The sequence below is a fragment of the Natronoglycomyces albus genome (genome assembly GCF_016925535.1).
GTDB lineage: Bacteria > Actinomycetota > Actinomycetes > Mycobacteriales > Micromonosporaceae > Natronoglycomyces > Natronoglycomyces albus.
Genome location: NZ_CP070496.1, coordinates 1,256,554 through 1,274,147, shown reverse-complemented (window position 1 = coordinate 1,274,147; position 17,594 = coordinate 1,256,554). Strand labels below are relative to the sequence as shown.

At 61.8% G+C, this 17,594-nt stretch carries 14 protein-coding genes; 9 read left to right on the top strand and 5 right to left on the bottom strand.

Annotated features, from left to right (window positions below):
• Positions 1-6 precede the first annotated feature (6 nt).
• From JQS30_RS05415 to JQS30_RS05385, 7 genes are all read left to right on the top strand, one after another.
• Complete coding sequence (locus JQS30_RS05415) at positions 7-1,167, top strand: exonuclease SbcCD subunit D (protein ID WP_213172357.1); 1,161 nt, start codon at positions 7-9, stop codon at positions 1,165-1,167.
• Positions 1,167-3,602, top strand: coding sequence for an AAA family ATPase (locus JQS30_RS05410; RefSeq protein ID WP_213172356.1), 2,436 nt, complete (start codon positions 1,167-1,169; stop codon positions 3,600-3,602). The genes JQS30_RS05415 and JQS30_RS05410 overlap by 1 nt, the downstream gene beginning before the upstream one ends.
• Positions 3,602-4,522 carry a hypothetical protein gene (locus JQS30_RS05405; protein ID WP_213172355.1) on the top strand — a complete coding sequence of 307 codons (921 nt, stop codon included), beginning with the start codon at positions 3,602-3,604 and terminating at the stop codon, positions 4,520-4,522. Before JQS30_RS05410 ends, JQS30_RS05405 begins: the two co-directional genes overlap by 1 nt.
• Positions 4,523-4,662: 140 nt before the next feature.
• Positions 4,663-5,517, top strand: a complete 855-nt coding sequence (locus tag JQS30_RS05400; RefSeq protein ID WP_213172354.1) for a hypothetical protein — start codon at positions 4,663-4,665, stop codon at positions 5,515-5,517.
• 6 nt (positions 5,518-5,523) lie between these two features.
• On the top strand, positions 5,524-5,703 hold the full coding sequence (locus JQS30_RS05395; RefSeq protein WP_213172353.1) for a hypothetical protein: 180 nt from the start codon (positions 5,524-5,526) through the stop codon (positions 5,701-5,703).
• Positions 5,700-6,917 (top strand): sensor histidine kinase, encoded by a 1,218-nt coding sequence (locus JQS30_RS05390; RefSeq protein ID WP_213172352.1) that lies wholly within the window; start codon positions 5,700-5,702, stop codon positions 6,915-6,917. Before JQS30_RS05395 ends, JQS30_RS05390 begins: the two co-directional genes overlap by 4 nt.
• The gene (locus tag JQS30_RS05385) at positions 6,914-7,567 is read left to right on the top strand and encodes a response regulator transcription factor (RefSeq protein WP_213172351.1); all 654 of its coding nucleotides are present in this window, start codon (positions 6,914-6,916) and stop codon (positions 7,565-7,567) included. The genes JQS30_RS05390 and JQS30_RS05385 overlap by 4 nt, the downstream gene beginning before the upstream one ends.
• A 94-nt stretch (positions 7,568-7,661) precedes the next feature.
• Here JQS30_RS05385 and JQS30_RS05380 read toward each other — a convergent pair whose 3' ends face one another.
• From JQS30_RS05380 to JQS30_RS05360, 5 genes are all read right to left on the bottom strand, one after another.
• Positions 7,662-8,243, bottom strand: a complete 582-nt coding sequence (locus tag JQS30_RS05380) for a hypothetical protein (RefSeq protein ID WP_213172350.1) — start codon at positions 8,241-8,243, stop codon at positions 7,662-7,664.
• Between the two features lie 58 nt (positions 8,244-8,301).
• The gene (locus tag JQS30_RS05375) at positions 8,302-9,564 is read right to left on the bottom strand and encodes a hypothetical protein (RefSeq protein ID WP_213172349.1); all 1,263 of its coding nucleotides are present in this window, start codon (positions 9,562-9,564) and stop codon (positions 8,302-8,304) included.
• Positions 9,561-10,316: an ATP-binding cassette domain-containing protein gene (locus JQS30_RS05370; RefSeq protein ID WP_213172348.1), complete on the bottom strand. Its 756-nt coding sequence runs from the start codon at positions 10,314-10,316 to the stop codon at positions 9,561-9,563. Before JQS30_RS05370 ends, JQS30_RS05375 begins: the two co-directional genes overlap by 4 nt.
• Before the next feature lie 879 nt (positions 10,317-11,195).
• The gene (locus JQS30_RS05365) at positions 11,196-13,421 is read right to left on the bottom strand and encodes an acyltransferase family protein (RefSeq protein ID WP_213172347.1); all 2,226 of its coding nucleotides are present in this window, start codon (positions 13,419-13,421) and stop codon (positions 11,196-11,198) included.
• Positions 13,422-14,218: 797 nt separating this feature from the next.
• Positions 14,219-15,583 (bottom strand): class II 3-deoxy-7-phosphoheptulonate synthase, encoded by a 1,365-nt coding sequence (locus JQS30_RS05360; RefSeq protein ID WP_343076182.1) that lies wholly within the window; start codon positions 15,581-15,583, stop codon positions 14,219-14,221.
• A 262-nt stretch (positions 15,584-15,845) separates the two neighbouring features.
• Here JQS30_RS05360 and JQS30_RS05355 point away from each other — a divergent pair, with 262 nt between their 5' ends.
• Complete coding sequence (locus JQS30_RS05355) at positions 15,846-16,469, top strand: cyclodeaminase/cyclohydrolase family protein (RefSeq protein WP_213172345.1); 624 nt, start codon at positions 15,846-15,848, stop codon at positions 16,467-16,469.
• Positions 16,466-17,311 (top strand): bifunctional 5,10-methylenetetrahydrofolate dehydrogenase/5,10-methenyltetrahydrofolate cyclohydrolase, encoded by an 846-nt coding sequence (locus JQS30_RS05350; protein WP_213172344.1) that lies wholly within the window; start codon positions 16,466-16,468, stop codon positions 17,309-17,311. Before JQS30_RS05355 ends, JQS30_RS05350 begins: the two co-directional genes overlap by 4 nt.
• The last annotated feature ends 283 nt before the right edge of the window (positions 17,312-17,594 follow it).

The window sequence follows — 17,594 nt, the reverse complement described above, 5'->3', positions numbered from 1 at the left end:
GACACAGTGCGCATCCTGCACACGTCCGATTGGCACACCGGCCTGACGCTGAAAGGCCAATCGCGTCTAGACGAACAAATCGCGGTGTTCGCCCAGATGGTAGCGATCGCGAGGGAAGAAAAGCCTGACTTGGTGATCGTCTCTGGCGACCTTTTCGACACCGCTGCCCCCTCGGCGGCTGCCCAGAAAACCTTCACTCGAGCGCTATCGGCGCTGCGCAACACTGGTGCGGACGTGGTGGCTATCGCGGGCAACCACGACTCGGGGGCGGTGCTCGAGGCGTGGCGAGGGTGGGCCGAGGCCGCCGGAATCTCCCTGCGAGGGGCCCTGGGCAAAGCCAGCGACCATGTTATCGCCGGAACCACCGCCGGGGGTCAAAGATGGAAAGTCGCGGCGCTGCCCTTTATCTCCCAGCGCTATGCGCTGCGCGCCGCCGAACTGTTCGCATTGACAGCGGCCGAAGCCGACCAGTCGTACGCCGACCACCTGCGTCGCCTGGTCGCGCAGTTGGCCCAGAGTTTCGACGACGGTGAGGTCAACATCATCACCGCGCACCTCACCGTCGTCGGCGGTACCCTGGGAGCTGGGGAACGCGAAGTGCACACAGTCGGAGACTATGTCGTTCCCGCGCAGATCTTTCCCCCCCAAGCCAGCTACGTCGCACTAGGTCATCTGCATAAGGCACAAAAGATCGTCGGCCCCTGCCCCATTCACTACGCGGGAGCGCCCATCGCGGTCGATTTCGGCGAGGAGCACCATCAACCCTCGGTCACCATCGTCGATGTCACCTCGACCACCCCCGCGCGAGTGCGAACGGTGCCGCTGACCAAGGCACTACCGCTGGTCACGGTCAAGGGCACCCTGAAGGAGCTAGAGCAAACCGAGGTGCCCCCGGAGGCGTGGGTGCGAGTCGTCGTCGCAGAAGCGCCGCGATCAGGCTTGCGCGCCGCAGTCACCGAGCTGTTTCCCCGCGCTTTGCAAATCCAGATCGACCCGGTCCTCCAAGCCGGTCACGCTACCGCCTCACCCCCACGGCGCGCGGGTCGCCACCCACAGGAACTGTTCGACAGCTATCTGACCGAGCAGGGGCACAACGACCAGGCCGTCAGCAAGCTCTTTGCAGACTTGTACGACGACACCCAAACAGTCGCCGCCGAGGAGAAATAATGCGCCCCATCCGACTGGACGTGGAAGGCTTCGGCTCATACAACCGCAGCGTCACGCTGGACTTCACGGGCGTGGACTTCTTCGCGCTCACCGGCGCCACCGGCGCTGGAAAGTCCACTGTCTTGGACGCGATGTGTTTTGCGCTCTATGGCAAGACACCGCGTTGGGCCGAGGGAAAAGTGCAATCGTTGCTAGCCCTCTCAGCCGCCGAAGGGCGGGTGCGGTTCGTGTTCTCCGCCGGGAACACCCAATACGTCGCCACCCGGCGACTGCGCCGTGACAAGCACGGAGCGGTCAAGACCAGCCACGCGGCGGCCGAAAAACTTCCCGACTCGGTCAACGCGATGGACGACACCGAGCTAGCCGAAAGCCTGGGGACCAGCCTGGCTACTGGACCGACCGCCGTCAGCGAAGCGATGGCTCGCGTCATCGGGCTGCCATTCGACCAGTTCACCAAATCGGTATTGCTACCGCAGGGAGAGTTCGCACAGTTTCTCCACGCCAAGGCCGCCGAACGTCGCAAAATTCTGGAGAACCTACTCGGGCACACGATCTATGGGGACATCCAACGCGCCGCAGGTGCCCGCCGGACGAAAGCCGAGACCGTCGCGACCACGCTGTCGGCGCAACTGGGAAAGATCCCACTCGTGTCCGACACTGAACTCGACCAGGCGATCGACCGGGCCGCGCGGCTAGAGCAGATGACATTGAGCCTGCGCTCCGACGCGGCCGCGCTAGACGCGTTGAGCGGTGAGCTATCGGCCGCTCGCGCCTCGGTCAGCCAGATCGAGCAAACGATCAGCCGCCTCACCTACATAAAGGCACCCGCCGAAGTCCCCGACATTTCCGATCAGGCGGCCGAGGCCGCCGCGCAGGTGGCTAAAGCACGCCAGGAGGTCGAACTGGCCGAGGCCGACGAAACCGCGCTGCGACAGAGTCTGGCCGACCTGGATTTGACCACGATCGAGGGCCAACTCAACGCATGGCGACAACTCGACGAATGCGAGAAGAACCTCGCCAAAGGCACCGAACTCACCGAGGCCAAACGCCAGGAATTCGAAGCCGCCGACGAGCTGTGCACGGCGGCGAAAGAAGAACTCGATATCGCCCGTCAACACTGGAACAAACTGCAACACGACGACTTGGCCAGCACCTTCCGTGAAGAGCTCGCCGTGGGCCAACCATGCCCAGTGTGCGACCAAACAGTCGCCGTCCTGCCCGACCGTGACATCTCCTCAGAACACAAAGCCGCCCGCGAAGCGGTCAATATCGCCAAACTCGAATACGAGGAAGCCAAAAGCAACGCCGATGAACTACGCGTCACGTTGCACAAGTACGAGGCTCAGCTAGAGGTACGGCGGGACGAGAAGAAAGCGCTGCGAGCCCGCCTCAAGGGTGCTCCCAAGATCCCCACGCTGGAAAAGCGCCGCGCAGACGCCGAAGTGAATCAAAAGAAGCTGACCGGAGCCGCCGCCCGCGTCCAAGCCGCCCGCAACGGGCTCAAAGGGGCCGAACAAACCCGGCAGCGGGTCGATAAACAGCTACAACAGGCATGGCGCGAATTCCACCAGGCCCGCGACCACGTCGCACCGTTCTCTCCCCCGTCCCACCACGCCGAAGACCTCGCGCTGAGCTGGAACACACTGGTCGACTGGGCCAAACAACAACTCAGCGAAGCGCAATCCGGACTCGACCGCGCCCGCCAAACCCTCGCCAACCACGAACACGAAGCACGCAAGTTGCAGGCCGGACTGCACCAAAAATTGTCCGAAGTCGACGTGTCCTCCCCCGCCGTCGGTCCCGGCGGCGACTACCTCACCGCCCACGCCAGCGCTCTCGCCTCAGCCCAAGCCACCTGCGAGAAGCTGCGCACTGCCCGAACCCAACGGGCCGAACTCGACGCAGACCGCGCCAAACACGAACGCGAAGCCGAAGTCGCCAAAGACCTGGCCGCACACCTACAAGCGGGCCGGTTCATGGACTGGCTGCTCACCGAAGCGCTCACCGAACTGGTCGCCGGTGCCACCGAAATCCTGCACCAGATCACCCGGGGGCAATACGACCTCATCTACCGCGACAAGGAATTCTGGGTCATCGACCACCACGACGCCGACCTACAACGCCCCGCCCGCAGCCTCTCGGGCGGAGAGACCTTCGCCGCGTCGCTGGCCCTGGCACTGGCGCTCAGCGAACAACTCGCCGGTCTCTCTCAGGCGGGAGCACACCTTGATTCGATCCTGCTCGACGAAGGATTCGGCACCCTCGACCCCGACAGCCTCGACCAAGTCGCCACCACACTAGAGGCGCTCACGCTCACTCGTAACCGCCAAGTCGGGGTCGTCACGCACGTGGCCGCGCTGGCCGAGCGAGTGCCGGTCCGTTTCCATGTTGCCAAGGACATGAACGGCTCATCGGTAGAGAGAATCGCGAACTGATGCACCTGTCCATTTCGCAGTGGAATCCGGCGTTCACCGACAACGCCGACGGCCCCACCCACAGTGGTAGTGCCGTGGTTGAGGCCGATGTGGAGATGTCGGCCCATCGGTGGCGAGCCTGCGATGCGGCCCCTGGCGGTCCCCGCAGCGTCGCGCTGGTGGATGGGGTGCAACGCTTTGACGCGCATGTGGAACTCACCGATGAGGATGACAACCGCTTTGCTGGACTGTGCGCCTCGTGGGCGGCCGGAGCGGTCATCTGCGATATCGACGCCGCTAGCGCCCACCTGAGTGTCGCCGAAGTCGATCGGGCCCTCTTCACCGGAGCCGCTCAAGGACCACAAACACCGTATTACCCACTGCATTCGGTGCCCGAATCAGAACTAGACGACCTAGCTGGGGCCGTGCAAAAGTCACGCGACCAGCTTGAGCGCGCAGTCTCGAACGAGGTGGCGGGCAGGTGCGAATTGTTGGTCATGGACGGGTCGCTGCGGGGCCGGACGGCGCTTGACGACGCGGTCGGATATATCAAGAGCCACCAACGTTCCTATTTGGGCCCGGAGTTGTCACGGGTCGTCACCCATCTGCGGGCCGGTCAGCGCACGCCCGTGTTTCACCTGACGACGACCTGGCCGCGCTATTGCTGGTATCTGCGACTCCCCGGTTCGCAAAGCGAGGGTTGGGCGGGAATCGCCCGATTGGAAGCTGCCGCCGAGCTCACCTCCGAGCACGCGGTGGCGTTGGCTGACCGAACTACGCAGGCACTCCCACGTATGGCGGCGTCGCTACACAAGGACGCCCGGGCTCCGCAAAACCTCACGCCGATCGCCGGGTTGGAACGGCAGCTCAAGCGTAAACTGGGCGATTCTCGGCTGCTGTTGCGATCGCTGCGGCAGGCTGCGGCCAGCGCAACCGGTTAAGGCTCGGCCCATGGAGGGCTCTACCGGGGCGAACACCTTCTGAGAAGGAGGCCTATACCAGGGTGATTCCCTCTGGAGGGGGAGGTTGAAGGCTTCTCAGGGGGAGGAAAACCCGACGCCCACAGGCCAGAGTTGGTCTCATGAAACTCACTGAGGAAAACTCTGATCACCGCCCTGGGGTTAGGTCTGCCCCTCACTTCAACCACTCCCCCAAAGCTGAGGAAATCTCACCTCGAGACAGATTGACGCAAGTCTTCGGCTGGATTGGTGTAGCCGGGATGGTCGCCGTCGCGATGGCCTACAAGGGCACACTGGGCTTGGACATCATGTTCGTCGTCATGGCCATCGTCGGGGTATTCAGCTCCAGCGTCGACGTTCTCGCATTCAAACCGGACTGGCCCTATCTTTTGGTTCGGGTCGCGGCGATGGCAGGGGCGGTCGGCCTCGCGATCGGGTTGATCCGGCGTGGCCGTCGGCTACGGGCCAGTTGTGTCCGCTGCGGCCGTACAGCGGCCCAACGACGCGACCACCTCGCCCTCGGGAAGCTACTGGCCTGGTTTTCCCTTCTCCCCACTGGGGCATATGCGGCTTTGAAGACGCATTGGGCCCTCGGTGGCACTTTTGCCTTGAGTGACCCCTCAATATTCGATGGGGTTACTTTCTGGAGCCCAGGATTCGGTGACACCGTGGTCATGTCCGCGCTGGGGTCGGTCATGATCATGGCCATGGCCTACCGCTGGCCTCGCCTTCCGCGCCTGATGCTGATACTCCCCGCCAGTGCCGGAATCGCCATGCTGGTGCCATTGGGAATCATTGGCAGCGGCTTCGCGGCGTTGCAGGCCATCCGGGGGACGGTCATCGACGAGGCGTTGGCGTGGTGGCTTGGTCTGGCCGTGTATCCGCCGTTTCTGGTGTGGGGGTTGTGTCTGCTGGCGGTGACGGTGATCTTCGCACGGGCAACTTCTCAGCCCTGTTCCTCATGCGGACAGGGGTAGGCTCACATGAACGGCCAGCCGCCGGGCGCGTTCGCCTCCTGGTTTGGCTACCCGCTTTACTCGGTATTCCTGCGGCGGGGATTGCACCTGCTACTCCTAGCGGTGACCTACTATTACGGCACCCGGGGCCGTGTGGCTAACGCCGCCCCGGCCGACCTGGTGCGAGCAGAGAGCGAGACCGCATGACATTCCTGCGACCGCTATATAGCCGCTCGACCTATCTGGGTTGGGTCTGGCTGATCCTCGGTGGGGCACTGCTGATGCCCTACATGATTCTGGGCCAGGTGGTCATCAGTCTCAGTCAGTCACCCGAGATCGATGGCATGGCGATCTACCAGTTCGACACGTTCTTTGCCGTGCTGCCATTGGTGTTTCTGACTGGGTTGGTACTGCCGATCCGCCAGCTGCTGCGAGCTATGGTGCGCCACCTACTTCAGGTGCGGCTGGAGGACTCGCAAGAGGTGGCTTCGTGGGCGACCCGCTGGCGTACCGCCCTGTGGTACACGCTGCACTTGTCGATCGGGGCTCTGCTGGCCGGGGCAACTCTAGCGTTGGTTCCTTTCGCGATCGCCATCTCTATCTTGCCATTGACATCCGACCCAATGCAGTTTGAGAGTCCTCTGCTGGAATCGGGGTGGCATGACCCGATGGGGCCGCTGGTAGGCGTCCTTCTGCTGCTGACTTTGGTGTATGTGGTCGCGGGGGTCTTGGCTGTTTTCCGGCGGAGCGCGCCTGGTTTGTTGGGGCCGACTGCGCGAGAGCGGATCGCGGCGGCTGAGGCGCAGACTGCCAAGTTGGAGGCGCGCAACCGGATTGCCCGCCAGCTGCATGATTCGGTCGGGCACGCGCTGTCGGTCATCTCGATTCAGTCTGAGGCAGCCACCCGGTTGGTGGAGACCAAGCCGGAATCGGCTAGGCAAGCAATGGAGACCTCAGCGGAGACCGCTCGGGCGGCTCTGGAGGAACTGGACGGGATGCTGGGAGTTCTTCGAGGCGACGCGACCGCCGACAGTGCACCGCAAAGGGGCTTGGAGTCCTGGGAAGATCTCGTGGCCAGCTGCGGTGCTTCAGTGACGGCGTCAGTGACAATCGACGTGGATAGTCTCAACCCGCAGGTGTCTCGGGAGGCCTACCGGATCGTGCAGGAGTGTCTGACGAACGTGTTGCGGCATGGCAGCGGCTCCGCGGCCGAGCTGGGAATTGTTCAAGACGAGGATTGGTTGGACATTCGCGTTGCCAATGCGTACCGACCTACGCAGTCACCACGAGCTGGTCGCACCGGCCACGGGCTCGAAGGCATTCGCCAGCGGGCTAGCGCATTCGGAGGATCAGTCGATATCACAACCACTGCGGGACGCTGGGTCGTACGCGCCCGGCTGCCCTGGAAGGGAACCAGATGACGCTGCGGGTGGCAATAGTCGATGACGAGGACCTGATCCGGACCGGCTTCAGCGCGATCATTTCGGCTGAGGAGGACATGGAAGTGGTGGCCGAGGCCGCCGATGGCGTCGGGGCGGTCAATATCGCTCGTTCTGGCGCCGCCGATGTCATTCTCATGGATGTGCGGATGCCCAAGGTCAACGGCATCGCGGCGACCAGGCAGATTCTAGAAGGCGCGGGGACTCACCTCACCGTGCCAAAAATATTGATCGTGACCACCTTCGAGAACGATGACTACGTGTATCAGGCGCTGCAAGCTGGCGCGGACGGATTTCTGTTGAAACGCACCCGAGCCGATGACTTGCTGGCGGCAATCCGGCTATTGGCGCGCTCGGATTCGTTGCTGTTTCCCGACAAGATTCGTCGCCTGGCCACGTCGCATCGAGGGCTTAAACCTCATCTGCTGGCCCAGGCGGGTTTGAGTCAACGTGAGTCGCAAGTGTTGAAACTGATGGCGAACGGATTGTCCAATGACGAGATCGCCCGCGAGCTATTCCTCGGGCGCGAGACCGTGAAGTCGCATGTGGGCAGCATCTACCGCAAGCTGGCGGTGCGGGACCGTACGCAGGCGGTCATAGCCGCTTATGAGTCGGGCCTGGTGGGGACATGAGCAGTGAGCCCCCAGGTTTGACTCATGCCGCGCTAACGATTCCACTCCATAAGGCGAGCCTTGGGTGGCCGCCCGCAAGCCAGCGGCCACCCATTTAGACCCGCGTTTGCCGACGGTTGGGCCACCGCCTCCAGTGCCGCCACCGGTGGGCGTCGATCATGGTCATGCCCCAGGCCAGACCGACCATGCCCGCGCCGATCGCCACCGTCGCGCCATTGCCAGGCAGCGCCGGAAGCACCCACCAGGCAAGCCCCGTATCGGTAGGCACGGAGAACCCCCACCAGGTCACCGGAATGACGGCGACCAACGGCAGGACCCAACCCAGGTTTGGCCCCAGCAGATGTCTGGAGATCATGGTCAGGGCCACCCAGTAATAGAAGCCGCCTATGAGTTGAGCTGGTGAGTGCAGGCCGTTCTCGACCAGTGCCAACCAGGCGATCAAGACTGTGGTCAGAGCACACAGTGAGAACAAGAGAGAACCGTGGAGAAGCCGTAGTCGAATCGAGGCGGTGCTCTCTGTGTCTGGCATCGGCGAGTCGGATATCAACATCAGGGCGCAAGCGGCGAAATGAGGATAGAACCACAGCATTTCCACCGCGCCGCCCAGTCCACTGATTTTGGGAAGCGAGATTGTTTGATATCCCCACACCAGACCCACGGCGGTCAATGTAGCCACGATACTGAGAAAGAGTGGAACTTGTCGCACTCGCAACCACAAGACCAGCGGTCTCGGCTCACCCATCGCAAGGGGCTTTCATCTGCGCCACCGTCGCCCGGGCCCAAGCGAATTGTTCCTCAATAGGCAGCTGGAGCACCGGTTCAAGCGCGTCGATACCCGGTACAAAAACATCCAATGTCGACAGTGAGTCAACGTCCATGATGTAGAGCGTGAACCAGTCGACCAGCTGCCAATAGGCCTCTGCCAATGTCTCATATTCGGCATGATCGGAATCGACATGACAACCGGGAAAATCTGTGGCCCCGATGGCGTATTCAACCATGCTACTTGCCGTGCCGAATTCCCCGCCAAACATCGTCAGCTGATCATTGGGGTTACGCGTTCCCGCTTCCCAAAACTCGTCGATGCCTTTATAGGGATCATCGGGCAGCACCAAGAATTCGTCTAGTTCATTGAATCGTTCCACATACTCGCTCACCAAAGGCAGATACTTCTCGTGTTCGGGCCACAAACATGCGACCGGATAGGTATCGGTGCAAACTACCTGGCCATAAAAATAGCGTTCGGTCTGTAGCGGCCCGGCCACGTAAACACCGACCGCCATGACCACGACCAGTCCGGTCACCACCTTCCATCCGGTCGCTGGAGACAGGCTCCTAGTCGCGGCCCAGTCGCGCATTGCCCCCACCGACAAGGCCAACAGCAAAAGGCTCACCGCTAGCCCGACCCTGGCCGCCAGCGCGGGCCAGGAGACGGTTTCATCCGGATAGCCGTAATAGGTCAGTAGCGCTAGGCGTTCATTGGTTTCACCCAAGAACAAAACCATAAACATGATGAGGGCCGCGGCGGCAACTGTGAAAGGAGAAGGCAAGCATCGTCCCAAGAAGTAACCGGCAGATACCCCTATCAGGGTGGTTACCAGCGCCAGCCACAAGAACGTTGGCCACAGGTGACCCGAACTGGTCGCGCCGTAGTTCACCACGGCCATGGCCAGGAAGCCCACCACGATGGGGACAAATGCCCACGCCAACACCGCGAGGAGAGGCAGTGATTCCCGCTCCCAAGGGTTACGGGCGCTTGCGGTCGTTTGCGGGCCCATTTGCGACTTGCTGCGTTGAAAACCCACCCAGGCCGCGGCGGCGGTCATCAACGGCGACGCCAAGCCCGCCCCTACTTGCGCGGCCATGCTCGCCTGCGGCCATACCCCGACCCACTGTTGGTGGGAGACCAGGAGGTAGGCAACGATGACGGTCAGACTGAGGCCACACCACCACTTGGCTGGCGATCGCCGAATTTCGACCCACAATAGCTGCTTCATGCGACCTCGTTTCGAGCAATCGCCGAGGAGTACGCGCGCTCTAGTTCGCTACTTCCCGGAGCCCCAGACTCGGCGGTGGAGGCGAAATCGTCCACTGAGCCGAAATAGATGATGCGACCACCGTCCATGACCGCTACTGAGTCGCAGGTGGTCGCTATGTCTTCGACCAGGTGAGTACTGAGAATCACGCAGGTGTCGTCGCGATTGGGCAAGGAGGTGAGAATGTCGCGAAAGGCTATGCGCTGCATCGGGTCAAGACCGACGGTCGGTTCATCGAGAATCACTAGGGCGGGGTCGCCGACAATAGTTGCCGCGATCCCACAGCGTTGCCGCATTCCGCCGGAAAGCTTGTGCATCTTGCGTTTTGAGTCCTCGTGCAGGTCGACGGCCCGGATTGCCTGAGCGACCAACTCATCTCGACGGGCGCGGTCGACCCCGCGCAGCCAGGCGCAATACAAGACGAATTCGTGAATGCTGAATCCGCGCGGATAGCCGAACTCTTGTGGCAAGTAACCGATAGAGCTACGAATCTGGGGCAATGAGGCCGGGACAGTGGCGTCAAGGCCACGTATTTCCAAGCTGCCGGCACGAGGAGGGCGAACGGTGGCCAAGGTTTGCAGCAAGGTGGTCTTTCCAGCACCGTTTGGCCCCAGTAGGCCCGTCACTCCGGCGGGCACGTCCAAGTTGAGCCCGTCGAATACGGTGCTCGTGCCATATCCCTGGCTTAGATCTTTTGCGATGAGGGGTTTCATTTCTTTTTCTTTCGTCGAAGCGGGGTCCGCTAACACGGACCCCGCAGATTCGGACTTAAATGCCTCGTCGACTTACGGATGCGCTCCGGCAGCCCCACAAGCACACGGTTCGGTCGATTTTGCTCTTGTGACGTGCCGCATGCCAGCTGATGCATGGCCGACTGCGGCCCATTGGTCGACGTGGAGCCGGTCCCTTACGGCCATTGACAGCCGCGCGGACGACGACCAGGCCTCACCGCTGCCGGTAGCGTTATTGAGCCACACGGTCCGCCAGTCATCGTGGTCATTGCCCACTCCGCCTCTCTTATGCAGCGGTGGTGACCATTCCAGCTGAGAAGATCCAAGGGCCATCAAGGATGGCTTATGCAAAAGTGCAAATTCAAGGCCGCAGGAGGCGAAGTTTACGCGGGTAAACGAGCCGACGAGAACGCTGAAAGTGCCTTTTGCATAGGCCATCAAGGTATCTACCTTGGACTTGGAGGCCAATATTCACTTTGGATCAGCGGACTTTTTCACCACAGAGTCGTCGCGCGATAGTTGGGGTTGAAGGATGCGGCCACGATTCGCATCAAAGCTCAAGCGAATCGCCTCGCATTATCGTCGCGCTGAAATTTACCCCTTCCCCAAGGAAACGCAACTAATTCAACGCCGTTCGAGACTATTGCCACAAGACGTATTTTTGGTAGTTATCGGGCCTCGTCTGGACTCCACACTTGCCTGACCACAATAAATCGATAACCATCGATGCCATGGGGCACCCGTGTCGCTGAACCGCCCCAACCGTCTTGGCGGAGCTTTCCGCTCCGGAACGATTTTGGTCTCCGGGCACACGGGTGGGGCCGTCGCCATATGGCGACGGCCCCACCCGTTCCAGTATCGCTAAGCGTCTTCTCCGAACGAATGCAATGGCAACTGTGCTGCCAGGTACGGAGTAAGCGCGGAGGCAAACGTCGTCGTCAAGTGATTGGAGTCGCGGTAGGCCAACAGGTCGCCGACCACGACCGGGCACTTGCCGCTTTGCTCATCACAAATCCACGGGATCGGATCGATCACCCGCGCTCCAGCATTCTCGATCGCCTCAATGCTGTCCTCGCGACGCTCGGGGAAGGGAATCACATCGTCAATTTTCTCCACGCATTCGGGCGCATTGTCGCGGCTGTCCGACAAGCAGTCAGGCACATGGGTGCTATGCCAAGGGGTGTCGGCCAGCGTGACGACTTCCTCCGCTGAGTCCAACAAGCGCTCGGTGGTGTCTCTCCAACCCTCGACCCAGGTGGTGTCTGGGTCATCGCCGATGACTTCCTTCTGGTCACCGGTGGCGGCAACCACCATCTGCGGAGAAAGATCTTCGATCTGTGCGAACGCGTTCTCGCGCCACTGGGCGCACTCGGTGTACTCACGGTCCAAGGTCGCGTTGTTCTCCGCGATGTCGGGGACCGAACACGCGGTCTTGGTCATCACGAACAGCTGCCAACCCGAGGCCTCCGCCAGCTGGTTCAGCGGTGGGAACCACTGCGCGGCATGTGAATCGCCCAATAGCACCATCGTGTGGTCGCCCTCGGCGTCGCCAAACCAGCAGTCTTGGGCCACCTCGACTTCTTCTCGGGGGATCAGGCAGCCAGCCTCATACATGGCGGGGCGGTCCTGGCGGGCGTCTTCCAACGCTGGGGACAGATTGTCCGGAACCACTTCAGTGCCAGCCGAGTCCGGCAAGAGTTCAAAGACAGTTGCCTTACCCGTGGTTACCTCTTGCCCCTCCCCGAAACCGTATTCCGGCGCGGGCTGCAACATCACCAGCGCCGATACCGCCATCGCTGTGGTCATCAGGCCTCCGCCCAACGCTAGACCACGGGAGGTCCTCAACGTGAAGAATTTCTTGCGCCGCACGGGATTCTCGATGAGATAATAGGTCAGGACGCTCAGCACGAAGGCTAGGACCATCAGCGGCACCATGACCGCCAGACTCGGCTCGACCCCCAGAGCCGAGGGCCCGATCATGATGATCGGCCAGTGCCACAAGTACAGCCCGTAGGAGATCTTGCCAGTGAATTGAAAGGGGCGGTGGCGCAGCAACGCATCGGCTCCGCTGGCATGTTGACGGCATCCGGCCCCGATGACGAGGGCCGTGCCTAGGACGGGAAGCAACGCCGCATAACCGGGGAAGGTGGTCTGTTCGGTGTACAGCACCGCCGCTAGCACGATCATGCCCAGACCCACCCAGCTGGCCAGCGCCGCCAAGCGGTCCGGGATCACCGTGAGCTTCGCGGCCGCCACGGCCAACAGTGCGCCGATTGCCAGTTCCCAAGCCCGCGTGTGGATACCGAAGTATGACCAGATCGGTGAGTCTGCCGAACGCTCGATGCTCACCATGAGCGACCACACCACGGTCAGCGACAGGACCACGACCACGGCCTTGGTGACGTTGATGGCCTTCCAACGCGAGGCCAGCCACACCAGAAGGATGAGTATGAGAGGCCAGACCAAGTAGAACTGCTCTTCGACCGCCAGTGACCAGTAATGCTGCAACGGCGAGGGCGGCTCGTCGGCGTTCATGTAGTCGGTGCCCTCAACAGCCAACCGCACGTTGATGACATTCAACGCCGCCGCTGTGGCATCTGCGGCCACATCGAACAGACGAGTTCGGGGCAGCCACAACCATGCCGCGACCACCGTCGCGACTAGCACCGTCACGGCGGCCGGTAGCAGTCTCAAAGCCCGGCGGGCGTAGAACTTGGCCAAACTGATGCGGCCGTTGCGCGCGATTTCTCGCAACAGCAAAGAGGTAATGAGAAAACCAGAGATGACGAAGAAGACGTCAACGCCAACGTATCCGCCCGCGAAGTAGGGAACATTTATGTGGGCCAACACGACCAAACCCACAGCGACGGCGCGTAGCCCTTCGATATCGGAGCGGAAGTGCATGGGCGGGGATTGGCCGGACTGCTTCTTCTTCGGGGGCGAAGGATCAGCCTTGATCGATGTTTTCCGTTTGGAGGCGGTGTGCGACTGTTGCACGTGCGCGGCATCGAATTCGGAAACGGTAGTTGACCGTGCTTCGACCGTGTCGGGTATTGGTACCTGGCGGTGTTCGGCTGTAGGTCCCAACCTTAGCTTCTCCAAGCGATCTAACCGGGATGTGCCCATCGGGCAACATGGGTTCTCTGACTGTTCGTTCACGTGGGAGGCGACGCTGACTCTGATGGTTGGCTGTCGTTCATAGCAAGGCCGCTTGCGCCAGCGTCGGAAAATCTGGAGGTCGAACGCCGACGGAGCCCATACGTCACCGTGCTCCTGAAAGGAGGCTAAGTCAGGTGTCTCCAAACCGCCTGAATTGAAGCTGACAATTGCCTAAGAATTGCCAGCTGATCAGGGATTTCACTGCCCAAAATTACCAACCAGACTGAGGTGGAATGAAAACTTCATCTCATTGGTGACGCATAAAATTGTAGCCATTACAGCGTGTCGCGAAATGATCTTTAGTCTTCGGTTGGCTATACCCCTGGCCGCTACGACGACAGCTAACCCACGCGCATGGCGATTCTCATCTTCGACTTAAGTGGACAATGCCTTCGAAGCCGTCACTCATGCGGCCACCGGCGATCTTCATAAGCCTTGCCAGATCTCTGTGTCAATCCCACCAGGCTGGAATTCCATCATCAGAGTGTCGCTCACCTAAATAACTCTTGGCAAGGCTGATCCCGCTGCGGCGCAATTCCAGGAATCCCCCAAAAACCGACCGTCCCAGGATTCGCCGAAATGCCGAGAACTATCGGATTGGCACCTCGATGTTTCACGGCAATGACAGGGCCGGTAGCGGCTTTTGCCGCTACCGGCCCTGTAGCAAGCCTTAGCGATAAAGGCCTCGTCACTCACATAGCCCCGCCGAGCGGGGCTAGCTACTACTAGTGGCGCAGCATTTCCGCGACCAGGAAGCCAAGCTCCAAAGATTGCTGAGTATTCAAACGCGGGTCGCACGCGGTCTCGTAACGCGACGCCAAAGCCTCTTCGGAGATCTCTTGTGCGCCACCGAGACACTCGGTCACCGCTTCACCGGTGAGTTCCACGTGAATCCCACCGGGGTATGTACCCAGCTGACGATGAACTTCGAAGAAGCCCAGTACTTCGTCGACCACGTGGTCGAAGCGACGGGTCTTGTGACCCGAGGCGGCCTCAAACGTGTTGCCGTGCATCGGGTCCGATTGCCACACGACCTTCGCGCCCGCCGCCGTCACCTTCTCGACAATGGGCGGCAGCACGTCACGCACCTTCGCATGACCCATGCGCGGGACGATCGTCAAACGACCGGGGATGTTGTCGGGGTTGAGCTTCTCGCACAACTCCAACACCCACTCTGGGCTGGCAGAGGGCCCAATCTTACAGCCGATCGGATTGGCCACCCGCGACAGGAAGTCCACATGCGCGCCATCCAGACGCCGGGTGCGCTCCCCGATCCACAAGTAGTGGCCCGACAGGCAGTACGGTACGCCGTCATACACACGGGTCAACGCCCGGTCGTACTCGATGGCGAGCATCTCGTGGCTCGCGTACAGACTCGCGGTGTGAAGGGCCTCATCATGCACTCCACAGGCGCTCATGAACGCCAGCGCCCGGTCGATCTCGCGACCGATCGCGTCATAACGTTCCCCAGCGGGGGAAGAGCGCACGAAGTCCTTATTCCAGTCGTGAACGGCTCGCAAGTCGGCCATACCTCCGCTGAGATAGGCACGCAGCATATTCATCGCCGCCGCCGCGTTGGCGTAGGCGCGGATCATGCGTTGCGGGTCGCAGACTCGGGCGTCTTCGGTGGCTTCGAGCGAGTTGAACATGTCGCCTCGGTACACCGGAAGGCCTAGCGCGTCCTTCATCGAGGAGCGCGGCTTGGAGTACTGTCCGGCGACGCGACCGAGCTTCACCACGGGAACCGAGGCCCCATAGGTGAGGACGACCGCCATTTGCAGCAGCGTGCGGGCCGTGGCCAGGACGTGCTGCTCGGTGTTGTCGATGAACGTTTCGGCGCAGTCGCCGCCCTGGAGGAGGAACGCCTTGCCCTCACAGACGTCAGCGAGGTGGCGGCGCAGTTGCTCAACCTCGTACGGTGCCACGATTGGCGGGACACCGTCGAGGACACCACAGACCCTCTCGACCTCCGAGTAGTCCTCCCAGGGGGGCATCTGATCGCGCGGAAAGTCGCGCCAAGCGTCCAACCCATACTTCTCGGCCTCGTCGCTGGTGCTGACGGGAACGGGAACAAGACCTGGGTTACGCAGTAGATGCCATTGCTGTGTCACCTGGCCATCTTACGACGTGCCCCGCCGGTGACACGACTCTCGGGGCCGGTTCCCACGTTTTGAACAGATTGCCCACCCCAACGAGCTTCTCCTGTGGCCTGCGTCACGACCATATCGTAGGAAGTTCGGGCGCGCTGGAACACAACCTGGTCCGCTCCCGAATGTATGCGAACTACCTGCGGATACCCTGATCTCGGATAACCGACGTCACGGCCTATCGAACGTGGAGAGGATACGGCGGGTGCGCGAAACCACAACCCAGAAGTGGCTGGACGCTTTGGCGTCAGCCCAACCGGCCCCAGGTGGAGGGGCAGCGGCGGGAATGAACGCCGCTCTCGGAGCAGCACTCATCTCGATGGTGTGCAACTTGACCATTGGAAAACCCAAGTACGCCGAATCCGAAGAAGCCATGAAAGTGGCACTTCAGAAGGCAGAGGCGCATCGACAAACGGCAATCGACCTCGCCGAGGCGGACGCAGATGCCTTCGCCGCAGTCTCGGCGGCATACAAGTTGCCCAAAGACACCGACGAGGAAAAGGCCGCCCGAACCGCGGCCATCCAGGCCGCACTGGTCGCAGCGGCCGAGGTGCCATTGCAGGTGGCACAGGTGTCGGCTCGAATCATCGCGCTGGCGGGCAGCATCCTCAACGGATCGAACCCCAACGTGGTGTCCGATATTGGGGTAGCGGCCTCCTCGGCGAAGTCTGCCCTGGAAAGCGCCGCCTACAACGTCGACATCAACGTGAAGTCGATCAAGGACCCGGAGCAACGGGAACGGCTGGCCGCAGAGCTTAACGAGGCTCTAGCCTCAAAGGTGCAAGCGGAGGCCATCATGGACGCGGTACTCAGGAGGATTCGCGCGTGAAGTTGATCGAAGGCCGCGAAGTGGCCAAGGCCCTGCGGAAGCAAACTCCCTCCATCGCCGAGGCGCTGCGCGCCCGCGGCGTCAATCCGACGTTGGCGGTGGTGGTGCCAACGGACGATGAGGGCACCGCCTGGTACGTGCGTTCCATCGCCCGCGCGGCCGATCGGGTGGGAGTCAACTGCCGCATTGAGCAACTTGCGCAGCCGGACCACGATGATCTGGTGGCGAAGCTAGAGGCGCTGTCGGCTGACGAGAACGTGCACGGCATCATCTGCCAGACGCCGCTACCCGAAAACGTCAAGCTGGCGGATGTGGCGGCGCACATCGCCCCGAGCAAGGACGTCGACGGAGCGAACCCGATGAGCCTGGGCCGTCTGGCCGCAGGGCTGGAGACATTCGCTCCAGCCACGGCGGAAGCGGTCATGGTGCTGTTCGAAGCGATCGGCTTCAACCTCGATGGCAAGGACATCACCATGGTGGGTCGTTCCACCGTCGTCGGCACCCCGGCGGCGTTGTTGATGCTCGACCACGGCGCGACGGTGACCATCTGTCACCGGCAAACGGTCGACTTGGAGGCCGAATGCCGTACCGCGGACGCGGTAGTGGTGGCGGCCGGTGCCCCGGGCCTGATCACGGCCAAGCACCTCAAGCCTGGCGCGATCGTGATCGACGTGGGCACTACCCCCACCGAGGACGGTCAGCTCGTTGGCGACGTCGATTTCGAGTCGGCCTCCGAGGTGGCTGGGGCGATCACTCCGGTGCCGGGCGGGGTGGGGCCGGTGACGACACAATTGCTGCTGCGCAACACCGTCGTGGCGGCACAACGACAGAACCCGGCTTAGGCGGGACCTCGACGCGCACCAGGATGACGCGGCGAGTGGTCATTTTGGAGACAACGTCGGTCTCGTTGCCATAGCGAGCCGCTTTTCCCCTTTCGCACCGGGGTAAAAGCACTGGTGGGGGTCTCGCAGCACTGATGCGGGCCCCCACCGACCATGGCCGGTGGGGATCTACCACCTTGGCCCCACTCAAGCAGCGCGTTATATGTAGTACGTCCGCGCTTTTCGCCGCCGTGTCATGCGCAGTTAAAGCGGAGAAACTCCCCAAGTTGATCACGCATAGTGG